The organism is Frateuria flava, from assembly GCF_017837635.1.
GTDB classification, from domain to species: Bacteria; Pseudomonadota; Gammaproteobacteria; order Xanthomonadales; family Rhodanobacteraceae; genus Frateuria_A; species Frateuria_A flava.
On sequence record NZ_JAGJRS010000010.1, the window covers coordinates 108,231 to 127,860 of the forward strand.

Here is a 19,630-nt window from a genome sequence, read left to right on the forward strand (position 1 = left end):
CTCCTTCCGGGGAAAGGGCTGGGGGAGGGGGGAAGGGCTCGCGGGAAATCCCGGGCTGGATGGGCCGCCGGGCCGCATCGGGTAGAATAGGGCGCTTCCCTTTCAGCGCCGAATCCCCCCGCATGATCGCTTTCGACGGGCAGAGCGCCCTTTCGCCGTTTCGCCTGGACCGCCTGAACGCCCGCCTCGACGCGGCGCACCACGGTGCGCGCGTGCAGGCGGCATGGTTTGTCTACGTGCTGGACGCTGGCCACGCGCCTGAAGGCGCCGAGCGCAAGCGCCTGCTCGAAGTGCTGGAAGGCAAGGACGCCGCGCCGGAAACCGCCACCCTGTGGACGGTGCCACGACTGGGCACCATCTCGCCGTGGTCGAGCAAGGCCACCGACATCCTGCATGGCGCCGGCTTCGACGTGCGCCGGGTCGAGCGCGGCGTGGCCTGGCAGGTGGCCGGCCTGCCGGATGCCGGCACGTCTGCGCACGCCGCGGTGCTGGCCGTGCTGCACGACCCGATGACCGAGTCGGTGCTGACCGACCTCGCCCAGGCGCAGGGCCTGTTCCTGGCCGGCACGCCGGGCGATCTGGTGCACATCGAACTCGGCGGCGATGCGCGCGCGGCGCTGGCTGCCGCCAACGCCCGGCTGGGCCTGGCGCTCGCCGACGACGAGATCGACTACCTCGCTGCGCGCTATGCCGAGCTCGGCCGCGACCCGACCGACGCCGAACTGTTCATGTTCGCCCAGGCGAACTCCGAGCACTGCCGCCACAAGGTGTTCAACGCGAGCTGGACGATCGACGGCGAGGCACAGGACAAGAGCCTGTTCGCCATGATCAAGCACACCCACCAGTGCTCGCCGGCGCACACGCTGTCGGCCTACAAGGACAACGCGGCGGTGATCGAAGGCCACACGGCCAACCGCTTCTTCACCGATGGCGAAGGCACCTGGCGCAAGCACGACGAGCAGGTCGACTACGCGATCAAGGTCGAGACGCACAACCACCCCACCGCGATCGCGCCCTGGCCGGGCGCCGCGACCGGCGCGGGCGGCGAGATCCGCGACGAAGGCGCCACCGGCCGCGGCGCCAAACCCAAGGCCGGCCTGACCGGTTTCTCGGTATCCGACCTGCGCATCCCAGGCGCGCCGCAGCCGTGGGAAGTCGACCGCCCGCTGCCGCCGCGCATGGCGAGCGCCTTCGAGATCATGCGCGACGGCCCGCTCGGCGCCGCCGCGTTCAACAACGAATTCGGCCGCCCGTGCCTGGGCGGCTACTTCCGCACCTACGAACACGAGACCGGCGAGGCCGGCGTGCGCCGCGGCTACGACAAGCCGATCATGATTGCCGGCGGCCTGGCCAACATCCGCCACGACCACGTGCAGAAGCGCGACATCCAGCCCGGCCACGCGGTGATCGTGCTGGGTGGCCCGGCGATGCTGATCGGCCTGGGCGGCGGCGCGGCGTCCTCGGTGGCTTCCGGCGCCTCCAGCGCGGAGCTCGACTTCGCTTCGGTGCAGCGCGACAACGCGGAAATGGAGCGCCGCTGCCAGCAGGTGATCGACAGTTGCTGGATGCGTGGCGAGAAGAACCCGATCGTCAGCATCCATGACGTCGGCGCCGGCGGCCTGTCCAACGCGATCCCGGAGTTGCTCAACGACGCCGGCGTCGGCGGCGAGATCGATCTTTCCAAGGTGCCTTGCGACGACCCGTCGCTCTCGCCCATGCAGGTGTGGAGCAACGAATCGCAGGAGCGCTACGTGCTCGGCATCGCACCGCAGGATCTCGCCGAGTTCGAGGCCTACTGCAAGCGCGAGCGCTGCCCCTATGCGGTGGTGGGCACTGCCACTGCCGAGCGCACGCTGCGCGTGACCGACCCGCGACGCGGGCTCACGGTCATCGACCTGCCGATGGACGTTTTGTTCGGCAAGGCGCCGCGCATGCACCGCGACGCGCAGCGGATCAAGCCGCGCGTGGACCTGCTGCCGGACCTGTCCGGCATCGGCATGGACGAGGCGGTGCAGCGCGTGCTGCATCTGCCGACCGTCGGCAGCAAGAACTTCCTGATCACGATCGGCGACCGCACCGTCGGCGGCCTCAACCATCGCGATCCGATGGTCGGGCCGTGGCAGGTGCCCGTGGCCGACTGCGCCGTCACGCTGACCGACTTCGACGGCTACCAGGGCGAGGCGATGGCGATGGCCGAGCGCGCGCCCGTCGCGTTGCTCAACAGCGCCGATGCCGCGCGGCTGGCCGTGGGCGAGGCGATCACCAACCTGGCCGCCGCGCCGATCGCATCGCTGGGCGAGATCCGCCTGTCGGCCAACTGGATGGCCGCGGTCAACCATCCGGGCGAGGACGCGGCGCTGTTCGAGGCGGTCAAGGCGGTCGGCATGGAGCTGTGCCCGGCGCTGGACATCGCCATCCCGGTTGGCAAGGACTCGCTCTCCATGCAGACCGTGTGGCAGGACGGCGAGCAGCCGCAGCGCACGGTCGCGCCGGTGTCGCTGGTCATCACCGGCTTCGCGCGTGTCGACGATGTGCGCCGCACGCTCACCCCGCAGATCAAGCTCGACCGCGGCGACTCGGAGCTGTGGCTGATCGATCTTGGCGCCGGCCGCGACCGCCTGGGTGGCTCCGCGCTGACCCAGGTGTTCAACCGCGCCGGTGGCGTGCCGCCGGACCTGGACGATCCCAAGCGCCTGCGCGCGCTGTTCGAGCTGGTGCAGGAAGCCAACCGGGCTGGGCTCGTGCTGGCGTATCACGACCGCTCCGACGGCGGCGCGCTGGTCACCCTGCTGGAGATGGCCTTCGCGGGCCACTGCGGCCTGGAGATCCACCTCGACGGCTGGGCCGAGGCGACCTTGCGCGCGTTGTTCAACGAAGAACTCGGCGCCGTGCTGCAGGTGGCCAGCGCCAACCGCGAGGCGTTCGAGGCGCTGTTGGTCAAGCACGGCCTGGCCGGCATGAGCCATCGCATCGGCCGTCCCAAAGAGAAGCTCGGCATCAAGCTCTTCCTCGGCAACGAGGCGGTGTTCAAGTGGAACTGGACGCAGCTGTTCGGCGCCTGGAACCAGACCAGCCACGCCATGCAGCGCCTGCGCGACAACCCCGCCAGCGCCGATGCCGAGTGCGAATGGCGACTGGATGACGCCGATCCAGGCGTCAGCCCCAAGCTCACGTTCAATTCGGCCGAGGACGTCGCCGCGCCGTACATCGTTCGCGGCGCGCGCCCGCGCGTGGCGATCCTGCGCGAGCAGGGCGTCAACGGCCAGGTCGAGATGGCCGCGGCGTTCACCCGCGCCGGCTTCGATGCGGTCGACGTGCACATGTCCGACCTCGCGGCCGGTCGCCACAAACTGGCCGACTTCCGCGGCTTCGCTGCTTGCGGCGGTTTCTCCTACGGCGACGTGCTCGGCGCCGGTCGCGGCTGGGCCACCTCGATCCTCTACAACGAGGCGATGCGCGCGCAGTTCGAGGCGTTCTTCAACGATCCGTCGAAGTTCGCCCTCGGCGCCTGCAACGGCTGCCAGATGCTCTCGCAACTGAAGGACATCATCCCCGGCGCCAGGCACTGGCCGAAGTTCGTGCGCAACGCGTCGGAGCAGTACGAGGCGCGCCTGGCCACGCTCGAGGTGCTCGACTCGCCCAGCCTGTTCTTCAAGGGCATGGCCGGCTCGCGCATTCCGGTGGCGGTGGCGCACGGCGAAGGCCGGGTCAGCTTTCCCTACGCCTGCAGTCCGTCCAAGGCGCAGGCGGCGGTGCGCTTCGTCGACAACCGTGGCAGGCCGACCGAGAACTACCCGCTCAACCCGAACGGCTCACCCGGCGGCCTGGCCGGCTTCACCGCCGCCGACGGGCGCGTGACCATCCTGATGCCGCATCCGGAGCGCGTGTTCCGCAGCGTGCAGTTGAGCTGGCATCCGGAGAGCTGGGGCGAGGATTCGCCGTGGATGCGCATGTTCCGCAATGCGCGGGTTTGGTGCGGCTGAGGCGCGCGGGCCGGCCCGTTCGCGTAGCGGGCCACTGACGTCGCGGATCCCTCGCGCGCGGTAAGGTCGGCGCATGTCTGATAGGGCCGCCCGTCTCCCTATTGATCTCCCTCCCGGCGCTGCCGGGGGAGCGGGGGTGGCGTGACCGGATCGCCCACACGTTGGCTCCTCGCACCAGCCTGGCTGTCGCTGCTGGCGTCGCTGCCGTGGTGGCTGGGGCTGCCGTTATTGCTGTCGATTGCGGCCGTGCTGCTGTTTGGCAGCGATCGCCTGGAAAGCCATGCGCCCGTGTTGCGCCTGGCGTTGCGCTGGGGTTTGCCGGGCGTGCTGTTCGCGGGGCAGCGCGCCCTGGGCGGCGACGCTTTCGCCTGGGCGATGGCGCTGCTGGGAGCACTGGCGGGTTTCACCCTGCTGGCCGGGTTGGAGGCCTGGCTCGATCGCGGGCGGCGGGAAAAGGTCGCGCAGCCGGAGTTACGTGACTGGCCGAGCCTGGCGTTGGCGCCGATCGGGCCGAAGGCGGTGATGGTCGAGTTGGTGCCGCCCGCGTGGTCGGAGGGTACGTCCCCGGACCCGCGCGGGGGCGAGGTGCGCTGGGAGGCGGGCCGCTTCGTGCTGGCCGATGCGACGGTGGAGCGGGTGCGGGCGCACGCGTCGTTCAGTCCTGACGGGCGCTGGTTCGTTGCGCGCACGTCGCGCGGCCTGGTGCTGCTCGACCGCGACCAAGGGCGCCTTCATCGCCTGCGTGGCTGGGAGCTGTGCGGCTGGCACGACGGTCCATGGCTGGCACGCGAAGCGGGGCCGGCGATGGCCTGGCGGGAAGTGCTTGGTCGCCGCTGAGTGAGCTCCCTCTCCGTCCAGGAGGGGGGCGGGAAGGGGCCGGGATGAGGCTCGTTGCTCGCCCAGAGCTTCTCAAGCAAGAGCTTGCGGACGCCTTTGGCGCCCGAGTCACTTTCTCTTGCTTGCCCAAGAGAACGTAACCAAAGAGAAGCGCACTTCGATGGCGCGCCCTTCGGGTGCGCGTGCGGGCGGCGGAGTTTTTCGACGGGGCTCCAGCCCCGACGAAAAACTGGCCGGCGTCCTGCCGGCCACCCTCGGGCTGATCCGCCACCCGCCCGCCGCGCCATAGGGGAGTTTGGGAAAAGCAGCGCGCTTCCTGCGCGCACTTTTTAGAGGAGCCAAGACGAGAGCGGAAAGGCCGAAGCGAAAGGCCTGGGCCTGCCGCGGACCGGCTCCCTCTCCCCGCCGGGGAGAGGGTTGGGGTGAGGGGTCGGGGCTCGCGGGAAACTCCCAGGCAGTTCTCCCGCCTCCTCACCTCCCGCATACTTGCGGGGTGTCTACCCCCATCCCCCTAGCTCGGATGCTGCCCGTCAGCGTGATCGTGGTGTCTGCCGACAGCGGCCCGTCCCTGCGCGACTGCGCGCGGCGGGCGCTCGACAGCGCGGTGCCGCTGGAACTTATCCTGATCGACAACGGCTCGACCGACGGCATGCCGCAGTCGATCGAGCGCGATCACGCCGACGAACCGCGGCTGAAGGTGATCTACAACCACGCCAACCTCGGCTTCGGCCCGGCGGTGAATCGCGCTGCCGCGGCGGCGAAGGGCGAGCATCTGCTGGTCCTCAACCCCGACTGCCTGCTGGAGCCGGACACGCTGACGCGCATGCTCGACATCCTCGACGAGTACCCGGAGGCAGGCATCGTCGGCGCGGTGGTGTGCGCCGCCGACGGCACGCCGGATCCGGCCTCGTACCGTCGCGACCCGCTGCTGCGCCCGGCGCTGGCGACGCTGTTCGGGACGCGTGGCGGGATGAACATCGACGGCGACATTCCTGCCCGCGTGGTGAGCGCCGAGGCGGTGTCCGGCGCGCTCATGCTGTTGCCGCGCAAGGTCTTCGAGCAGCTGGGCGGTTTCGACGAGGCCTACTTCCTGCATTGCGAGGACCTGGACCTGTGCCGTCGCGCCCGCGATGCCGGCCATGCCGTGCTGCTGGCCGGCGACGTGCGCGTGCTGCACGGCAAGGGCGGTTCGAGCCGGCACCGGCCGGTGTTCGTCAGCCGTCACAAGCACCGGGGGATGTGGCGCTGGTTCCGCAAGTTCGATCCGGCCGCCCGCAACCCGCTGGTGGCAGGGCTGGTCTGGCTGGGCATCTGGACGCACTTCGCCTCGCAGATTCCCGGCCAGCTGTTGCGACTTCCCCGGCGCCGCTCTCCGTAGGAGCCCGCTTGCGGGCGATGCTTTTCCCGCTCACCGCCACTGGAGCATCGCCCGCAAGCGGGCCTACAAGGAACGCCGACCGCACATGACGACCCGACCGCGCACCTTCGCCGCCACCCTTGGCCTGCTCGCCCTCACTGCCGTGTGGGGCTCGACCTTCGTGCTGATCAAGGACGTGGTCGAGCGCATGCGGGTGGTGGATTTCCTGGCCGTGCGCTTTGCCATCGCGGCGCTGGCGATGCTGGTGCTGTTCGCGCGCCCGGTGTGGCGGCTGCCGCGAGGGCAGGTGGGCCGCGCGTTGCTGCTGGGTGTCGTCTACGGCATCGCCCAGCTGCTGCAGACCTGGGGGCTGAAGCTGATCGCGCCCAGCGTCAGCGGTTTCGTCACCGGCATGTATGTGGTGTTCACGCCGATCCTGGCCTGGCTGCTGCTGCGCGAGCGCATCGCCGGCGTGGTGTGGCTGGCGGTGACGATGGCCACCGCCGGGCTGGCTGTGCTTTCGTTGCGCGGGGTGTCGGTGGACCCGGGCGTATGGCTGACGCTGGCCTCGGCCGCGCTCTACGCGTTGCACATCGTGGGCCTGGGCCGCTGGTCACGCGAGCAGGACGCGTTCGGCATGTCGGCAGTGCAGGTGGTGGCGATTGCGATCATCTGTCTGCTGGCCACCGCGCCGCGGGGGCCGGCGCTGCCCCCCGATGGCTCGGCCTGGCTGGCGGTGCTGTACATGGCGCTGGTCGCCGGCGCCGGCGCGATGCTGGTGCAGACCTGGGCGCAGGCGCACCTGCCGCCCGCGCGCGCGGCGATCGTGATGACCACCGAGCCGGTCTTCGCCGCCGGCTTCGCGGTGGCGCTGGGCGTGGATGCGCTCAGCTGGCGCATGCTGGCCGGCGGCGCGCTGGTGCTGGGGGCGATGTACCTGGTGGAACTGGCGCCCCGGCGCAGCGTGGCGCTGGAAGCCGAGGCGCTGCACCACGAGGTCTAGCGACCCTTGCAGGGGCGCACGCCGGTGCGCTGCTGAAGCGTAGGGTGGGTCAGCAGCAGCGCCCGCCGGTGCCCCTGTAGCGCGCCTCCTGCCGCTCGCGGAAGAACGCCGCGTAGCTCGGCACCGGGCGATCGGGATGATGCGCGCGCAGGTGACGCACGTAGACGTCGTAGTCGGGCACGCCGCAGCACAGCCGCGCGGTCTGCACGGCGCGCGACCAGGCCGTGCGAAGCCAGCGCTTCATGGTGCGCTCTGGGCGACGGCATCGAGTGGCACGTAGGGCTCTTCGTTCGCGGTCGGGTGATTGATCCGCCACGCGCGCACGATCGTGCGCAGCGCGAACGCCACCATCGCCAGCACCAGCACCATGAACAGGCCGGTCAGCGCCGCGTCCACGTAGTTGTTGGTGACGATGCGCTGCATCTCCTCGACGTTCCGGGCCGGCGCGAGCAACCGGCCATCGGCCGCGGCAGCGGCGTACTTGCGCGCGGCCGCGGTAAAGCTGATCGGCCCGGCCAGCTTCTCGTACCCGGCCGCCAGCGTGCACACGATCAGCCACAACGCGGGAATGCCGGGCACCCACACGAATCGCTCGCGCTTCAACTTCACCACCACGACGGTGGCAAGCAGCAGCGCGATGGCCGCCAGCATCTGGTTGGCGATGCCGAACAGCGGCCACAGCGTGTTGATGCCGCCCAGTGGATCGACCGCGCCCTGGTAGAGAAAGTAACCCCACAGTCCCACGCAGATCGCCGTGGCCAGCAGGTTGCCCGTCCACGATTCGGTCTGCTGCAACGGCTTGTGGATGAGGCCGGCGATCTCCTGGATCATGAACCGGCCCACGCGCGTGCCGGCGTCGACCGTAGTAAGGATGAACAGCGCCTCGAACAGGATCGCGTAGTGGTACCAGAACGCCATCATGCCGCCGCCGGGAAGGATCTCGTGCAGCAGCCGCGCCATGCCCACCGCGAGCGTGGGCGCACCGCCGGCGCGTGAGAGCACGCTCGCTTCGCCGATGTCGCGCGCGGTCTGCGTGAGCTGGTCCGGCGTGACCACGAAGCCCCACTGGCTGATGGTCTGCGCAGCGTGCTCGGCGGTGGTGCCGATGAGTGCCGCCGGCGAATTCATCGCGAAGTACACGCCCGGGTGCAGCGAGGCGGCCGCCACCAGCGCCATGATCGCCACGAACGCCTCCATCAGCATGCCGCCGTAACCGACCAGTCGCGCCTCGCCTTCGTTGGCCAGCAGTTTCGGCGTGGTGCCCGAGGCGATGATCGAGTGCCAGCCCGACACCGCCCCGCAGGCGATGGTGATGAACAGGAACGGGAACAGGTTGCCCTGGAACACCGGCCCGGTGCCGTCGATGAAGCGCGTGACCGCGGCCATCTGCAGCACCGGCGCGGCCAGGAAGATCGCCAGCGCCAGCAGCGCGATGGTGCCGATCTTGAGGAAGGTCGACAGGTAATCGCGCGGCGCCAGCAGCAGCCACACCGGCAGCACCGAGGCGCAGAAGCCGTAGGCGATCAGCAGCCACGCCAGCGCCTTGGCGTCGAAGTCGAACAGTGGCGCCAGCGTGGCCGATTCGGCCACGAAGCGGCCCAGCCAGATCGAGCCCAGCAGCAGCACCAGCCCGATGATCGACACTTCGAGAATGCGGCCCGGGCGCAGCCAGCGCAGGTAGACGCCCATCAGCAGCGCGATCGGGATCGTCGCGGCCACGGTGAAGGTGCCCCACGGGCTGTGCGTGAGCGCCTTGACCACCACCAGCGCCAGCACCGCCAGCACGATCATCATCAGCACCAGCACGCCGAACATCGCCACCACGCCGGGCAGCGGCCCGAGCTCCTCGCGCAGCATGTGGCCGAGCGAGCGACCGTCGCGGCGCAGCGACAGTGCCAGGATCATGAAGTCCTGCACCGCGCCGGCAAACACCACGCCGATGAGGATCCACAACGTGCCCGGCAGGTAACCCATCTGCGCCGCCAGCACCGGACCCACCAGCGGACCGGCGCCGGCGATGGCGGCGAAGTGGTGGCCGAACACCACCCACTTGTCGGTCGGCACGTAGTCGAGCCCGTCCGGATGGCGCATGGCCGGCGTGGCGCGGCTGGGGTCCAGCTGCAGGACGTGACGCTCGACGAAGCGGCCGTAGAAACGGTAGCCGATCACGAATACGGCGATCGCCGCGGCGACGAGCCATATCGCGTTGATCGGCTCGCCGCGGCGCAGCGCCACCACGCCCAGGCAGAACGCGCCGACGAGGGCGATCGCGGCCCACAGGATCTTCGACGCGGGGCTGGTCGGGACGGAGGCTTGGGTGTGCATGGGCTTCTCCTCGACGGTCGGGCAAGAGTCGTCCCGGGAAGGGCGGCCGGTCAATGCCGGGTGCGCGTTGGCGCTTTTCCCGGGCGTTGCCGGGAAAAAGGCCGTGACACAAACCGCACAGGCCAGTTCCCTCGCGAGCCCCGACCCCTCACCCCGACCCTCTCCCCGGAGGGGAGAGGGAGCCGGGCGGCCTGCGATCACGGCGCGCGCGCCAGGGCCCGCGTACACTCCGCGCCGGAGCCCCACGGAGGTGCCGTCATGCGCCCGCAAACTGCCTGTCTCGGTTTCCTGTTGGCCATCGCCGCGCTGCCCGCTGCCGCCGGCGGCCAGTTCGACGACCTGCTCAAGCAACTCAAGCAGGGCAGCCACGCCACCAACACCACGCGCGCGGCCAACCTGCCCAGCAGCGACATCGCCGCGGGTCTCAAGGAAGCGCTCGCCAAGGGCACGACACACGCGATCAACGAGCTTGGCCGCACCGACGGCTTCTGGGGCAACGCCAAGGTACGCATCCCGCTGCCGGGCAAGCTCAAGCAGGTGGGCGACCTGGCCCGGCAGCTCGGGCAGGGCGACAAGGTCGATGCGTTCGAGCTCAGCATGAACCGCGCTGCGGAGAAAGCCGTGCCGCAGGTCGCCGACATCTTCGGCGACGCCATCCGCAAGATGACCCTGCAGGATGCGCGCGGCATCCTCACCGGCGGCGACCATGCCGCCACCGACTTCTTCCGCCGCGTCGCCGGCGACGCGCTGACCGCCCGCATCCATCCCATCGTGGCTGAGGCGACCGACCGCGTCGGCGTCACGCAGAAATACAAGGCGCTTACCGCGGCCGGTGGTGGCAGTGGGCTTGGCAACGTCCTGGGTGCGCTGGGCAACGGCGGGGACAAGCGCAACCCGCTCGACCTGGACGACTACGTCACCGAACAGACGCTCGACGGCCTTTTCACCATGATCGGCGAACAGGAGCAGGCGATTCGCAAGAACCCCGCCGCACGCACCACCGACCTGCTGAAGAAGGTCTTCGGCAGCCGCTGAACTTCGTAGGGTGGGCTTCAGCCCACCACCGGGCGTACCGACATTGTGGGCTGGAGCCAACCCTATGGCGTCATCTTGTAATCACCCGACCGCGCCCGCAGACCTGTACCGGTATCCACCCCGAGGCCCCAGATGATCCGCGACATCCTCAAGATGGGCGATCCCCGCCTGATGCGCATCGCTTCCCCCGCGCCCGCGGGGATGATCGGCAGCGCCGAACTGGACCAGCTGATCCAGGACATGTTCGACACCATGGAAGCCGCCGGCGGCGTCGGCCTGGCCGCACCGCAGATCGGCGTGGACCTGCAACTGGTGATCTTCGGTTTCGACCGCTCCGACCGCTACCCCGACGCCCCGTCGGTCCCGCGCACGATCCTGCTCAATCCAGTGGTGACGCCGGCCTCGCAGGACATGGAGGAAGGCTGGGAAGGCTGCCTTTCGGTCCCCGGACTGCGCGGCGCGGTGAACCGCTTCACGCTGATCCGCTACCAGGGCATCGATCCCAAGGGCCAGCCGATCGACCGCACGGCCGAGGGCTTCCACGCGCGCGTGGTACAGCACGAATGCGACCACCTGATCGGGCGCCTGTATCCCTCGCGCATCACCGACTTCTCCCGGTTCGGGTTCATCGACGTGCTGTTCCCCGGCATGGACCCCGCTGCCGACTAGCCGTGCCTTGCTCCCTCTCCCCGCCGGGAAGAGGGCCGGGGTGAGGGGCCGGGGCTCGTGAGCCGGTCAGCCCGTGCCGGGCCGGAGCTGCTCCTTTTGCTGCTCCCCGGGAGAGTGAGCCAGGAGCCCCCCGCTCGCGACCCGGTTATCCTCTGCCTCCACGCCAAGGGGGCTCCATGCACGCATCCTCATCCGCCGCGCCGATGCGCGGCTTCCGCTACTACGACCTGCTGGTCGGCGGCATGGTCGCCGTGCTGCTGTGCTCCAACCTGATCGGTCCGGCCAAGGTCTGCACGGTCACGCTGCCGGTGCTCGGCGCGGTGTCCTTCGGCGCCGGCAACCTGTTCTTCCCGGCCAGCTACATCTTCGGCGACGTGCTGACCGAGGTGTACGGCTATGCCCGCGCGCGCCGCGCGATCTGGGCTGGCTTCGGCGCGATGCTGTTCGCCACGGCGATGTCGCAGGCGATCATCCACATGCCGCCGAGTCCGACCGAGCCGTTCAACGCGCAATTGCAGCCGGCGCTGGAGATCGTCTTCGGCGGCACCTGGCGCATCGCGCTGGCCTCCATCGTCGCCTACTGGCTGGGCGACTTCGCCAACTCGTTCGTGCTGGCGCGCATGAAGCTGTGGACGCGCGGCCGCATGCTGTGGACGCGCACCATCGGCTCGACGCTGGTCGGGCAGGGCGTGGACAGCCTGACCTTCTACCCGATCGCCTTCATCGGTATCTGGGAGGGCCAGACCATCCTCGCGGTGATCGCCTTCAACTGGGCGATGAAGGTGGCCGTGGAGGTGGTGTTCACCCCGCTGACGTACGCGGTGGTCGGGTTCCTCAAGTCGCGCGAGGGCGTGGATACTTACGACGAGCACACCCACTTCACCCCGTTCAGCCTCAAGGACGAAGGGGAAGTGCGGGCGCCAGGGCGGGCGCAAGGGTAAAGTCGCGCCAACGTCCTGCAGGGGGAGACCATGGGTGCGTATCTGGAAGTGGAAAGCGCCGTCTACAAGACGCTGCTCGAATCCACCCGCGCCATTCCCTGGAAGATCGACTGGGCGGCGGCGCGTTTTGCCTACATCGGCCCGCAGATCGAGGGCCTGCTGGGCTGGTCGCAGGCGAGCTGGGCGACCGTGCAGGACTGGGTCGACCGCATCCATCCGGACGATCGCGAACGCGTAGTGCAGTTCTGCATCGCGCAGTCGCAGGCGGGCGTCGACCACGAGGCGGACTATCGCGCGCTGACCTGCGAGGGCGACTACGTGTGGATCCGCGACGTCGTCCACGTCGTGCGCAATGAAGAAGGCGCCGTCGATTCCCTGGTCGGGTTCATGTTCGACATCAGCGAACGCAAGCGAGCGGAGGAACGGATGCTGCAGTTGCAGGGCGAACTGACCGAGCTGTCCTTCCGCGACGGTCTCACCGGGGTGGCCAACCGCCGGCGGCTGGATGCGTTCCTCGATGCCGAATGGGCGGTCGCCTGCCGCGAACGCAAACCGCTCTCGCTGGTGCTGGCGGACATCGATTGCTTCAAGCAATACAACGACCACTACGGACATCTCGCCGGCGACGCCTGCCTCAGGCGGGTGGCCGGGCTGCTCGACACGGCGGCCGTTCGCGGGCTGGAATTGCTTGGCCGCTTCGGCGGCGAGGAGTTCCTGATGGTGCTCCCCGGCACCGACGCGGCCGGTGCGCTCGAGCGCGCCACCCTCTGCCTGGCGCGACTGGCGGAGGCGGACATCCCGCACGGTGCTTCCGCCGTGGCCGGCACGTTGACCGCCAGCTTCGGCGTCGCCACCCTCCTGCCCGGCCCGGGCGACGACCTGCTGGCACTGCTCGAGACGGTGGACCGTTGCCTGTACCGGGCCAAGCAGCAGGGCCGCAACCAGGTCGTGGCTTCGCAAAGCCCGCTGCCATCCCATGCCTGAGCTGGCGGGGTCCTCACACGGCGGTCAGCGCAACGCCGGCATCGACCTGCTGCGCGGGCTGGCGATCGTGTTCGTGCTGCTCAACCACCTGGGCCTGCCAATGCGCATCCCGCTGAAAGCCACGGCGCTGGCGGACGTGCTGCCGGTGCGGATGCTGCAGGCGCTCAACTACAACGGTTACGAAGCGGTGTTCGTGTTCTTCGTGATCTCCGGTTTCCTGATCGCCGGCAACGCGCTGGAACGCTGGGGCAGCCTGGCGCGGATCGACGTCAAGGCCTTCTACGCCCGTCGCTTCGCCCGCATCGTGCCCTGCCTGGTGGCACTGCTGGCGGTGCTGGCCGTGCTGCACGGATGGGGCGTGGCGGACTACACCATCCATCGCCCGGGCCAGTCGCTGGGCGGTGCGATGCTCGCCGCGCTCGGCCTGCACCTGAACTGGTACGAAGGCCATACCGGCTACCTGCCGGGGAGTTGGGACGTACTCTGGTCGCTGTCGATCGAGGAGGCGTTCTACCTGGGTTTTCCAGTGGCCTGCCTGCTGGTCCGGCGCACCTGGGTGCTGGTGCCGCTGCTGCTCGCGCTGTCGCTGTCGCTGCCATGGACCCGCGCGGCGCTGGACGGCAACGAGATCTGGCAGGAGAAGGCGTACCTGCCGGGCATGGCGGCCATCGCCACCGGCGTACTGGGCGCGTTGTGGTTCGGGCGGCTCGCGCCCATCCCGCCGCGCGCCGCGCGATTCCTGCGTTGGGGCGGCGCGCTCGGCCTTGCCAGCGCGACGTTGGGCGGCCACTGGCTGTGGTCGCTGCTGCACGAGGGCGTGATGCTGTTGCTCACCGGCTCCACGCTGACGTTGCTGCTCGCCTTCCGCGCAGCGCCCCCTCGCGTGCCGCGCGGCCTGCGCTGGCTGTGCAGCTGGGGCCGACTCAGCTACGAGATCTATCTCAGCCACATGTTCGTGGTGTTTGCGCTCGTGCGGCTATACCGCTGGAGCGGTGCCGACGCGCGCGCTGGTTTCCTGTGGTATCTGCCGGCGTTCGTGGCGTGCTGGGGGCTCGGCCTGTTGATCGCACGTTGCTGGTCCATGCCATGCGACCGCTGGCTGCGCGACCGCTGGTTGCGTCGCGTGTCAGCGCCCGCCGAGGCCGTTTCGTCGGCGGGCTGACCTGGCTTGCACGCCGGCGGGTGCAGGCTTGCGACACGCCGCAGCCGGTGCTCCTGCCAGGGAGGCAGTGTGCACCGGGGAGCCACCATGCCCAACACCCTCATCGATCGAGCCATTCGCGAAAGGAAACCCGTGCGCTTCGTCTACCACGGCAAGCTGCGTGTCGTGGAACCGCAATGCCACGGCCGGGGGACCCGCGGCACCGAATTGCTACGTGGCCGGCAGGTCAACGGGAACGAGCCGTCCGAGCGGTTGTTCGACGTTGCGCACATGGTCGACCTTGCCCTATTGGACGGGCACTTCGACGGCCCGGACCGCACTACCGGCAAAACGACTCGGCGATGGTGGAAGTTTTCTGTCGGTTGTGAAGGGGCCGGGCGCGCCCTGCCGACCCTAGCTAGACAGGCCCCGGCGCACTCTCGAAAACCCACTTCCCCCTGGGATCCGCCATGCTCTCTGCCTTCGGCCTCAACTGCACGCTCAAGCGCGACAACCAGCCCTCGTCGACCCAGAAGCTGCTCGACCAGGTGCTGCGCGCGCTCGATGGCTATGGCGTCAGCACCGCGTACGAGCGCGCGGTCGACCACGACATCAAGCCCGGCGTCAAAACCGACGAAGGCCCGGGCGATGCGTGGCCGGCGATCCGCAAGCGTATCGACCAAGCCAACATCTTCGTCCTCGCCACCCCGATCTGGATGGGGCAGCCCTGCAGCGTCGCCAAGCGTGTGTTGGAGCGGCTCGACGCCGTCTTCGGCGAGATCGACGAGCACGGCATCTATCCCACCTTCGGCAAGGTCGCCATCGTCAGCGTCGTCGGCAACGAAGACGGTGCCCACCACGTCACTGCTGAGCTCTACCAGGCGCTGGCCGACGTCGGCTTCAGCATCCCGGGCGGCAGCTCCACCTATTGGGTGGGCGAGGCCATGCACAAGAAGAACTATATCGACCTCGACCAGACGCCGAAGGCGCTGGCTGGCGCCATCCAGACCCAGGCATGCAACGCGGCGCATCTGGCCGCGCTGTTGCGTGACAAGCCCTATCCCTCGACGCGCTGAGATCAGCGCGGCGAGCGTGGCTCGCGTTCAACCATTTGGACGTCCGCCTGAGCGGGCAGTTAGGCGCTCGTCTCGACGATTGGCTTGATCATGTTGAAACTCGCAACTCTATATCCGACCGACTCATACAAGGCCTGCGCGCCGGGGTTGTGGCTGAAGACCTGGAGCGCCATGCCGGAAAGCCCGAGTTTCCGTGCGTACTGCTCGATGCAACCCAGTGCTGCGCGAGCGTGACCTTGGCGCCGCGCCTCGGCACGGATCTTCAACTGAATGACGAATGCCACCTTGGCATGGCCCATCGGCATTGCAGCAACCCAGGCGTAGCCAACCGGCTCTAGCCCGCCTGCGGCGAAGATTTCAAAGAGATGGTGGTCAGGAGTTTCAAGCCCTTGTGACAGCAAGCGCTCTGTTTCCTCCCTTGAAAGGCCGGACGCCTCCTCGGCACGCCAGCAGCCGGCCGCGACATTCTCTTCTGCATAGAAGGCGAAGGCTTCCTCGAAGAAGGCCGAATACGCCTCGGCACGCATGGGGGCAAGAGTCGTCATCAAATGTCCATTCGGCTGGAGGTAAGCGACACCGCTACGCAGTATCGGCCTGCGACGGGCTGGACTAGCCCTCCGGCTCCTTCAGTGCCGGATCCTTCCGGCAAGCGCTCAGGGGCCGCGCGTTCGCGGAAGAGATGCTGACGATCTGCCTGGTCATCGTATTCACGACAGCCTTGATACAGGCACATCCATACCCATACGACCGATTGACCGACATCCACTGTGAATCGTTGAACCGGGGCCAGTCACCCTGCGCCTCGTACTCCCCCTGAATGGCAATCGTCCATTCTCCATCGCGATCATGGAGCCAGACGTTGCCTGGAGTCGGGTTATCAAACCAGCCACACCTGGTTTCAGACTTCGCCGCCGCTGCTGCATGAACGCTGCTCACGAGCATCCATAGACAGGAGATGATCGGCAGCGCGATTTTTGGAATGTGCATGAGATGAAGAAAAGTTCGATCGATGGGTTTGCTGGACCGGCGTTCAGGCCGTCCGCCTTGTTTAGACCAAGGCCAGTACGCCCCGAGCTCGCAGTGCACGGTAGATGAGCGACGCCCCCGCTGCCAGTGGTCCGGTACCGATGAACCCGCCAAGGGCACATAAGCCCTCTGCCGTGGGCGAGCAGAAAGCCCACGCTCCTGTGAAAGCGGCCGGTAGGTAGCAAACCACGGCGAGCAGCAGGGAATTAAGGAGGTAGCGAAACGCGCTCCGTAAATCAACTCGCGACGCAATTTGGACCAGACGCCACAAGGTCATCACGACGCCAAGCCAAAAGACGATCAGTCCGGCGCCGTAGACGAGTGCGAAAAAATTTTCCATGGGGCCAGCGCCGGAGCTAAGCCGCGCCTAGAAATGGCGTCGGCTTGGGCGAACTGCCAGGCAGCAAACCCTGCCTACTCATGCTGAGGCGACTGCGGATAGTGCGGGATATCCCCACTTAGCTGCACCCACGGCTGCGCGCTCGACGTCCAGATGTCCACCATGGGCCTGAAGCCGGCCTGGTCATCGAGAGAGGCAAAGCGAATGGACATCAGCTCCGGGACCAGTTCGCCACGGGTGAAGAGAGGCGTGCCGCACTGCGTGCAGAAGCTTCGAGTTGTGGAACCCCCACGACTGCCACGGACAGAGTACGTGCCGGGGCTGCCTGATACCTCTGTCTCATCAACTCGGACGACAACGCCCGAGGCAAACGGTGCTCCACTCGACTGCTGGCAGTCACGGCAATGGCAATTCAGCATGGCAATGGGGTTGCCGATGCAAACATAGCGGATGGAGCCACAGGCGCAACCGCCGGAGAAGCTTTGAGTCATTGCGTACTTCCTTCTGTCGCCGGTCGCGGGAGCTAAGCGGCGGCGAAGCCGTCCACCTTGAATAACCTGTTGGGCAACGATATCCGGACGATGGCTTTACACACCAGTAGCACCATCGAAGAAGCCGGCGACGAAGCTGCTTATATGGTTAGCGCCTACCCAAACAGCCGCGAGCGCAAGGAGAAGTAGTGCGAGACGTACCTCCTTCCGACGCCGCACTAAGTGATGGGCAGTAGCGATTTTGATGGTGTTGAACATGTTCGTTCCTTGATCGCGGAGCGCTGGCGTTCGCTGCCTAACGCTGGAGTTAAGCGGCGGCGAAGCCGTCCGCCGTGAATGAATAAAAAGAGACTTCCTCTCCTTTGGGCCTCGAGGGCCCATGATGGTATTGCGACACAACGGTCAGCAGAAGAGGAAGTCTCCATGAGCACTATAACCATCGGCGTGGACTTGGCGAAGCACGTGTTTTCGGTGTGCGAGATGAATGGTGGCGGCGCCGTACTGCACCGTCAGGAAATCAGGCGGGAGGCGTTCGGCGTGTGGTTGGCGCAGCTGCCTGCGGGTACGGTGGTGCAGGGTGCGGTTCATGCCCTGGTCGGGGCTGGCACCATCGCCGAACAAGACCGATTACGGAAAGCAGCCTGACAACTGTTGAACCTGCGATGGCGAAACGCACGACGTTGAGCGAGGCACCATCGATGACTCCGCGGCGGCCCGGAGCGAAGGGCAACCTCACGCGCCCGGAGTTGACTGGAAGTCTCTTACGGAGTTGTTAGGCCGACATGCCCGAGAGGCGGTACGCCATAACAGCCAGCCATGCTGCAGCAGTGAGCACTAAAGCCTTGCGGGACCAACGTGAATCGCCGCCGGTAGCTGACCACAAGCCTAGAGCCAAGAACCCAAGGTAGCCGTCCGCCGCAGCGAGCGAGTTGCTCTGAGCCCATGGCGCGCGTTCAAAAAGCATGCCTATGGCGGCAGCTCCCCAAAGTACACGCAGAGCAATCTTTGGTGATAACCAAAAAGTTGAAACGGCCACGTCCTCTCTCCCTGAGGCCTAACGCTGGAATTGAGCGGCGCGGAGCCGTCCGCCTCGAATGAGTTGTTAGCCAGACGATGCCACCCACGGTTCAATGGGGATGCATGACAACCTTGATTGGTTTGGACCAAGAAGAGAAGACGTCGATCGCATGGTTCTTGCGCTGCGCCTCGGTAGCAATTTGCCCAAGGAGGAGCGCAGAAACATGGTATGTGCCCGGAACCGACATGCATAGGTCTTTTTGAGACAGGCGTTGCGTGAAGTGCATGGTCTGGCCCGGTCGTAGCCACACCCAATCTTCTTCGCCTCGCAGTTTCGGCAGGGGCGGCGGTGGATCTGAGATGAAGCAGGAGAGAATACGCCCCGAGGTGCTTTCAACATTGTAATGAAGGGGGGCAAATTACGTCGCGGCCCAAGTACCGCGGCATTGCGGAAGCGTTGGTTACCGCGATATTTATCGTTACAGGTTCGCCAGAGCTCACCTCTGTCGAGCTGGGCGCGAGCGAAATAGTTATTGCGTCATCGACTTGAGCCGTCGCGACTCCCGTACCCAACGCAAGTACTAATGCCACTATTACGATTGGTCGCATGTTTTGCACGGCTAACGCTGGAGTTAAGCGGCGCGCGTTAGCGCGTCCGCTTGGACGAAATGTTAGACCGGTCGCTGAGCAACATTTGATACGAGCGAGGGCATGCTACGAAACCAATCCACGCCATGCACAGCGACGAGGAAAAGTAGAAGGCGGAAACGCAAACTAGGCCAATCTTGCTGCGAGCTGCCCAAGCTGCCATTGCCGCAGCCTTGGTTGTAGAAGTTGCGTCTACTTTTGCCAGCGTGCCGTAGCCAATCAACGCCATGGCGATGCAAGAGAACAACACAAAGCCAAGCACGGCTGCAGGAATGTCGGATTGGTTGGCGTTTGCTTTGAGTTTGACTGGGGCAACTTTAGAGAACGCAAATAGAGCGGGCAGGAATGTTGCCCACATCGCATCGACATTGAATGCTACGACAGAAGGGATGCTCGATAACGCAGCTAGCGACCTGCTGAAAGGCAGGCTTGGCTCATAGGACGTCGGTGCCACAAAAACAAATAGCACGCACAGCATCAAATAGCTTGCCAACACTGAGTAGGCGGCGTACCAGCTTCGGTTGTTGGTTGAGATAATTGCCATGCGTCTAACGCTGGAGTTAAGCGGCGGCGTAGCCGTCCGCCTTGAACGAGTTGTTAGGCCAGCACCAACGTGGCCACGTAAGCAAGGGGTGCGACCAACGTGGCGCCGGCCCACACTGACAGTAAGTGCTTCTTTTGCGTACTTGAGGCCAACAAGCCCGCGCATGGCACGCAAAGCCAAATTGCGACGAGCAACCAGAACGATATGCCTGCA

18 protein-coding genes are annotated in these 19,630 nt (G+C 67.0%); 11 read left to right on the forward strand and 7 right to left on the reverse strand.

All coding sequences use genetic code 11. The annotated features are described in order from the left end of the window. Positions 1-122 precede the first annotated feature (122 nt). The 4 genes from purL (at position 123) to J7I44_RS04845 (ending at position 7,180) form a co-directional block, all read left to right on the forward strand. Complete coding sequence (gene purL, locus J7I44_RS04830) at positions 123-3,983, forward strand: phosphoribosylformylglycinamidine synthase (RefSeq protein ID WP_209616669.1); 3,861 nt, start codon at positions 123-125, stop codon at positions 3,981-3,983. 141 nt (positions 3,984-4,124) lie between these two features. Continuing rightward, the gene (locus J7I44_RS04835) at positions 4,125-4,820 is read left to right on the forward strand and encodes a hypothetical protein (RefSeq protein WP_209616672.1); all 696 of its coding nucleotides are present in this window, start codon (positions 4,125-4,127) and stop codon (positions 4,818-4,820) included. 520 nt (positions 4,821-5,340) lie between these two features. Then, entirely contained in the window at positions 5,341-6,198 is an 858-nt protein-coding gene (locus J7I44_RS04840; protein WP_209616673.1) for a glycosyltransferase family 2 protein, read from the forward strand. Positions 6,199-6,283: 85 nt separating this feature from the next. After that, positions 6,284-7,180: a DMT family transporter gene (locus J7I44_RS04845; protein WP_209616676.1), complete on the forward strand. Its 897-nt coding sequence runs from the start codon at positions 6,284-6,286 to the stop codon at positions 7,178-7,180. 49 nt (positions 7,181-7,229) lie between these two features. On the opposite strand, the gene J7I44_RS04850 is transcribed toward J7I44_RS04845, so the two are convergent. Together J7I44_RS04850 and J7I44_RS04855 are read right to left on the reverse strand one after the other, a co-directional pair. Beyond that, positions 7,230-7,424: a YbdD/YjiX family protein gene (locus tag J7I44_RS04850; protein WP_209616679.1), complete on the reverse strand. Its 195-nt coding sequence runs from the start codon at positions 7,422-7,424 to the stop codon at positions 7,230-7,232. Then, positions 7,421-9,505, reverse strand: a complete 2,085-nt coding sequence (locus J7I44_RS04855) for a carbon starvation CstA family protein (protein ID WP_209616682.1) — start codon at positions 9,503-9,505, stop codon at positions 7,421-7,423. The genes J7I44_RS04850 and J7I44_RS04855 overlap by 4 nt, the downstream gene beginning before the upstream one ends. A 258-nt stretch (positions 9,506-9,763) precedes the next feature. On the opposite strand from J7I44_RS04855, the gene J7I44_RS04860 reads away from it, so the two are divergent. From J7I44_RS04860 to J7I44_RS04885, 6 genes are all read left to right on the forward strand, one after another. Then, entirely contained in the window at positions 9,764-10,540 is a 777-nt protein-coding gene (locus J7I44_RS04860) for a DUF4197 domain-containing protein (RefSeq protein WP_209616685.1), read from the forward strand. Between the two features lie 132 nt (positions 10,541-10,672). Next, complete coding sequence (gene def, locus J7I44_RS04865; RefSeq protein WP_209616688.1) at positions 10,673-11,209, forward strand: peptide deformylase; 537 nt, start codon at positions 10,673-10,675, stop codon at positions 11,207-11,209. A gap of 176 nt (positions 11,210-11,385) precedes the next feature. Then, positions 11,386-12,150: a queuosine precursor transporter gene (locus J7I44_RS04870; RefSeq protein ID WP_209616692.1), complete on the forward strand. Its 765-nt coding sequence runs from the start codon at positions 11,386-11,388 to the stop codon at positions 12,148-12,150. 30 nt (positions 12,151-12,180) lie between these two features. Further along, positions 12,181-13,134, forward strand: a complete 954-nt coding sequence (locus J7I44_RS04875) for a GGDEF domain-containing protein (protein WP_209616695.1) — start codon at positions 12,181-12,183, stop codon at positions 13,132-13,134. Then, positions 13,127-14,296 carry an acyltransferase family protein gene (locus J7I44_RS04880; protein WP_209616698.1) on the forward strand — a complete coding sequence of 390 codons (1,170 nt, stop codon included), beginning with the start codon at positions 13,127-13,129 and terminating at the stop codon, positions 14,294-14,296. The genes J7I44_RS04875 and J7I44_RS04880 overlap by 8 nt, the downstream gene beginning before the upstream one ends. Before the next feature lie 449 nt (positions 14,297-14,745). Beyond that, on the forward strand, positions 14,746-15,351 hold the full coding sequence (locus tag J7I44_RS04885; protein WP_209616701.1) for a flavodoxin family protein: 606 nt from the start codon (positions 14,746-14,748) through the stop codon (positions 15,349-15,351). 59 nt (positions 15,352-15,410) lie between these two features. Here the strand turns inward: J7I44_RS04885 and J7I44_RS04890 are convergent, their stop codons facing one another. From J7I44_RS04890 to J7I44_RS04905, 4 genes are all read right to left on the reverse strand, one after another. Continuing rightward, the gene (locus J7I44_RS04890; protein WP_209616703.1) at positions 15,411-15,896 is read right to left on the reverse strand and encodes a GNAT family N-acetyltransferase; all 486 of its coding nucleotides are present in this window, start codon (positions 15,894-15,896) and stop codon (positions 15,411-15,413) included. A gap of 64 nt (positions 15,897-15,960) precedes the next feature. Continuing rightward, entirely contained in the window at positions 15,961-16,338 is a 378-nt protein-coding gene (locus tag J7I44_RS04895) for a DUF4087 domain-containing protein (protein WP_209616706.1), read from the reverse strand. Between the two features lie 453 nt (positions 16,339-16,791). Further along, complete coding sequence (locus J7I44_RS04900) at positions 16,792-17,208, reverse strand: GFA family protein (RefSeq protein WP_209616709.1); 417 nt, start codon at positions 17,206-17,208, stop codon at positions 16,792-16,794. A gap of 96 nt (positions 17,209-17,304) precedes the next feature. Next, positions 17,305-17,466: a hypothetical protein gene (locus tag J7I44_RS04905; RefSeq protein WP_209616712.1), complete on the reverse strand. Its 162-nt coding sequence runs from the start codon at positions 17,464-17,466 to the stop codon at positions 17,305-17,307. A 165-nt stretch (positions 17,467-17,631) separates the two neighbouring features. Between J7I44_RS04905 and J7I44_RS04910 the strand changes: the two genes are divergently transcribed. After that, the gene (locus J7I44_RS04910) at positions 17,632-17,853 is read left to right on the forward strand and encodes a hypothetical protein (RefSeq protein WP_209616714.1); all 222 of its coding nucleotides are present in this window, start codon (positions 17,632-17,634) and stop codon (positions 17,851-17,853) included. A 1,018-nt stretch (positions 17,854-18,871) separates the two neighbouring features. Here J7I44_RS04910 and J7I44_RS04915 read toward each other — a convergent pair. After that, positions 18,872-19,417, reverse strand: coding sequence for a hypothetical protein (locus J7I44_RS04915; RefSeq protein WP_209616716.1), 546 nt, complete (start codon positions 19,415-19,417; stop codon positions 18,872-18,874). Positions 19,418-19,630: the final 213 nt, after the last annotated feature.

Bases quoted from the DNA above. Each gene is read 5' to 3' on its own strand.
- J7I44_RS04855 (WP_209616682.1), bottom strand. From the start codon at position 9,505: ATGCACACCCAAGCCTCCGTCCCGACCAGCCCCGCGTCGAAGATCCTG.
- J7I44_RS04885 (WP_209616701.1), top strand. From the start codon at position 14,746: ATGCTCTCTGCCTTCGGCCTCAACTGCACGCTCAAGCGCGACAACCAG.
- J7I44_RS04915 (WP_209616716.1), bottom strand. From the start codon at position 19,417: ATGGCAATTATCTCAACCAACAACCGAAGCTGGTACGCCGCCTACTCA.
- J7I44_RS04900 (WP_209616709.1), bottom strand. From the start codon at position 17,208: ATGACTCAAAGCTTCTCCGGCGGTTGCGCCTGTGGCTCCATCCGCTAT.
- J7I44_RS04875 (WP_209616695.1), top strand. From the start codon at position 12,181: ATGGGTGCGTATCTGGAAGTGGAAAGCGCCGTCTACAAGACGCTGCTC.
- J7I44_RS04910 (WP_209616714.1), top strand. From the start codon at position 17,632: ATGAGCACTATAACCATCGGCGTGGACTTGGCGAAGCACGTGTTTTCG.
- purL (WP_209616669.1), top strand. From the start codon at position 123: ATGATCGCTTTCGACGGGCAGAGCGCCCTTTCGCCGTTTCGCCTGGAC.
- J7I44_RS04895 (WP_209616706.1), bottom strand. From the start codon at position 16,338: ATGCACATTCCAAAAATCGCGCTGCCGATCATCTCCTGTCTATGGATG.
- J7I44_RS04850 (WP_209616679.1), bottom strand. From the start codon at position 7,424: ATGAAGCGCTGGCTTCGCACGGCCTGGTCGCGCGCCGTGCAGACCGCG.
- J7I44_RS04905 (WP_209616712.1), bottom strand. From the start codon at position 17,466: ATGTTCAACACCATCAAAATCGCTACTGCCCATCACTTAGTGCGGCGT.
- J7I44_RS04840 (WP_209616673.1), top strand. From the start codon at position 5,341: ATGCTGCCCGTCAGCGTGATCGTGGTGTCTGCCGACAGCGGCCCGTCC.
- J7I44_RS04845 (WP_209616676.1), top strand. From the start codon at position 6,284: ATGACGACCCGACCGCGCACCTTCGCCGCCACCCTTGGCCTGCTCGCC.
- def (WP_209616688.1), top strand. From the start codon at position 10,673: ATGATCCGCGACATCCTCAAGATGGGCGATCCCCGCCTGATGCGCATC.
- J7I44_RS04890 (WP_209616703.1), bottom strand. From the start codon at position 15,896: ATGACGACTCTTGCCCCCATGCGTGCCGAGGCGTATTCGGCCTTCTTC.
- J7I44_RS04870 (WP_209616692.1), top strand. From the start codon at position 11,386: ATGCACGCATCCTCATCCGCCGCGCCGATGCGCGGCTTCCGCTACTAC.
- J7I44_RS04860 (WP_209616685.1), top strand. From the start codon at position 9,764: ATGCGCCCGCAAACTGCCTGTCTCGGTTTCCTGTTGGCCATCGCCGCG.
- J7I44_RS04880 (WP_209616698.1), top strand. From the start codon at position 13,127: ATGCCTGAGCTGGCGGGGTCCTCACACGGCGGTCAGCGCAACGCCGGC.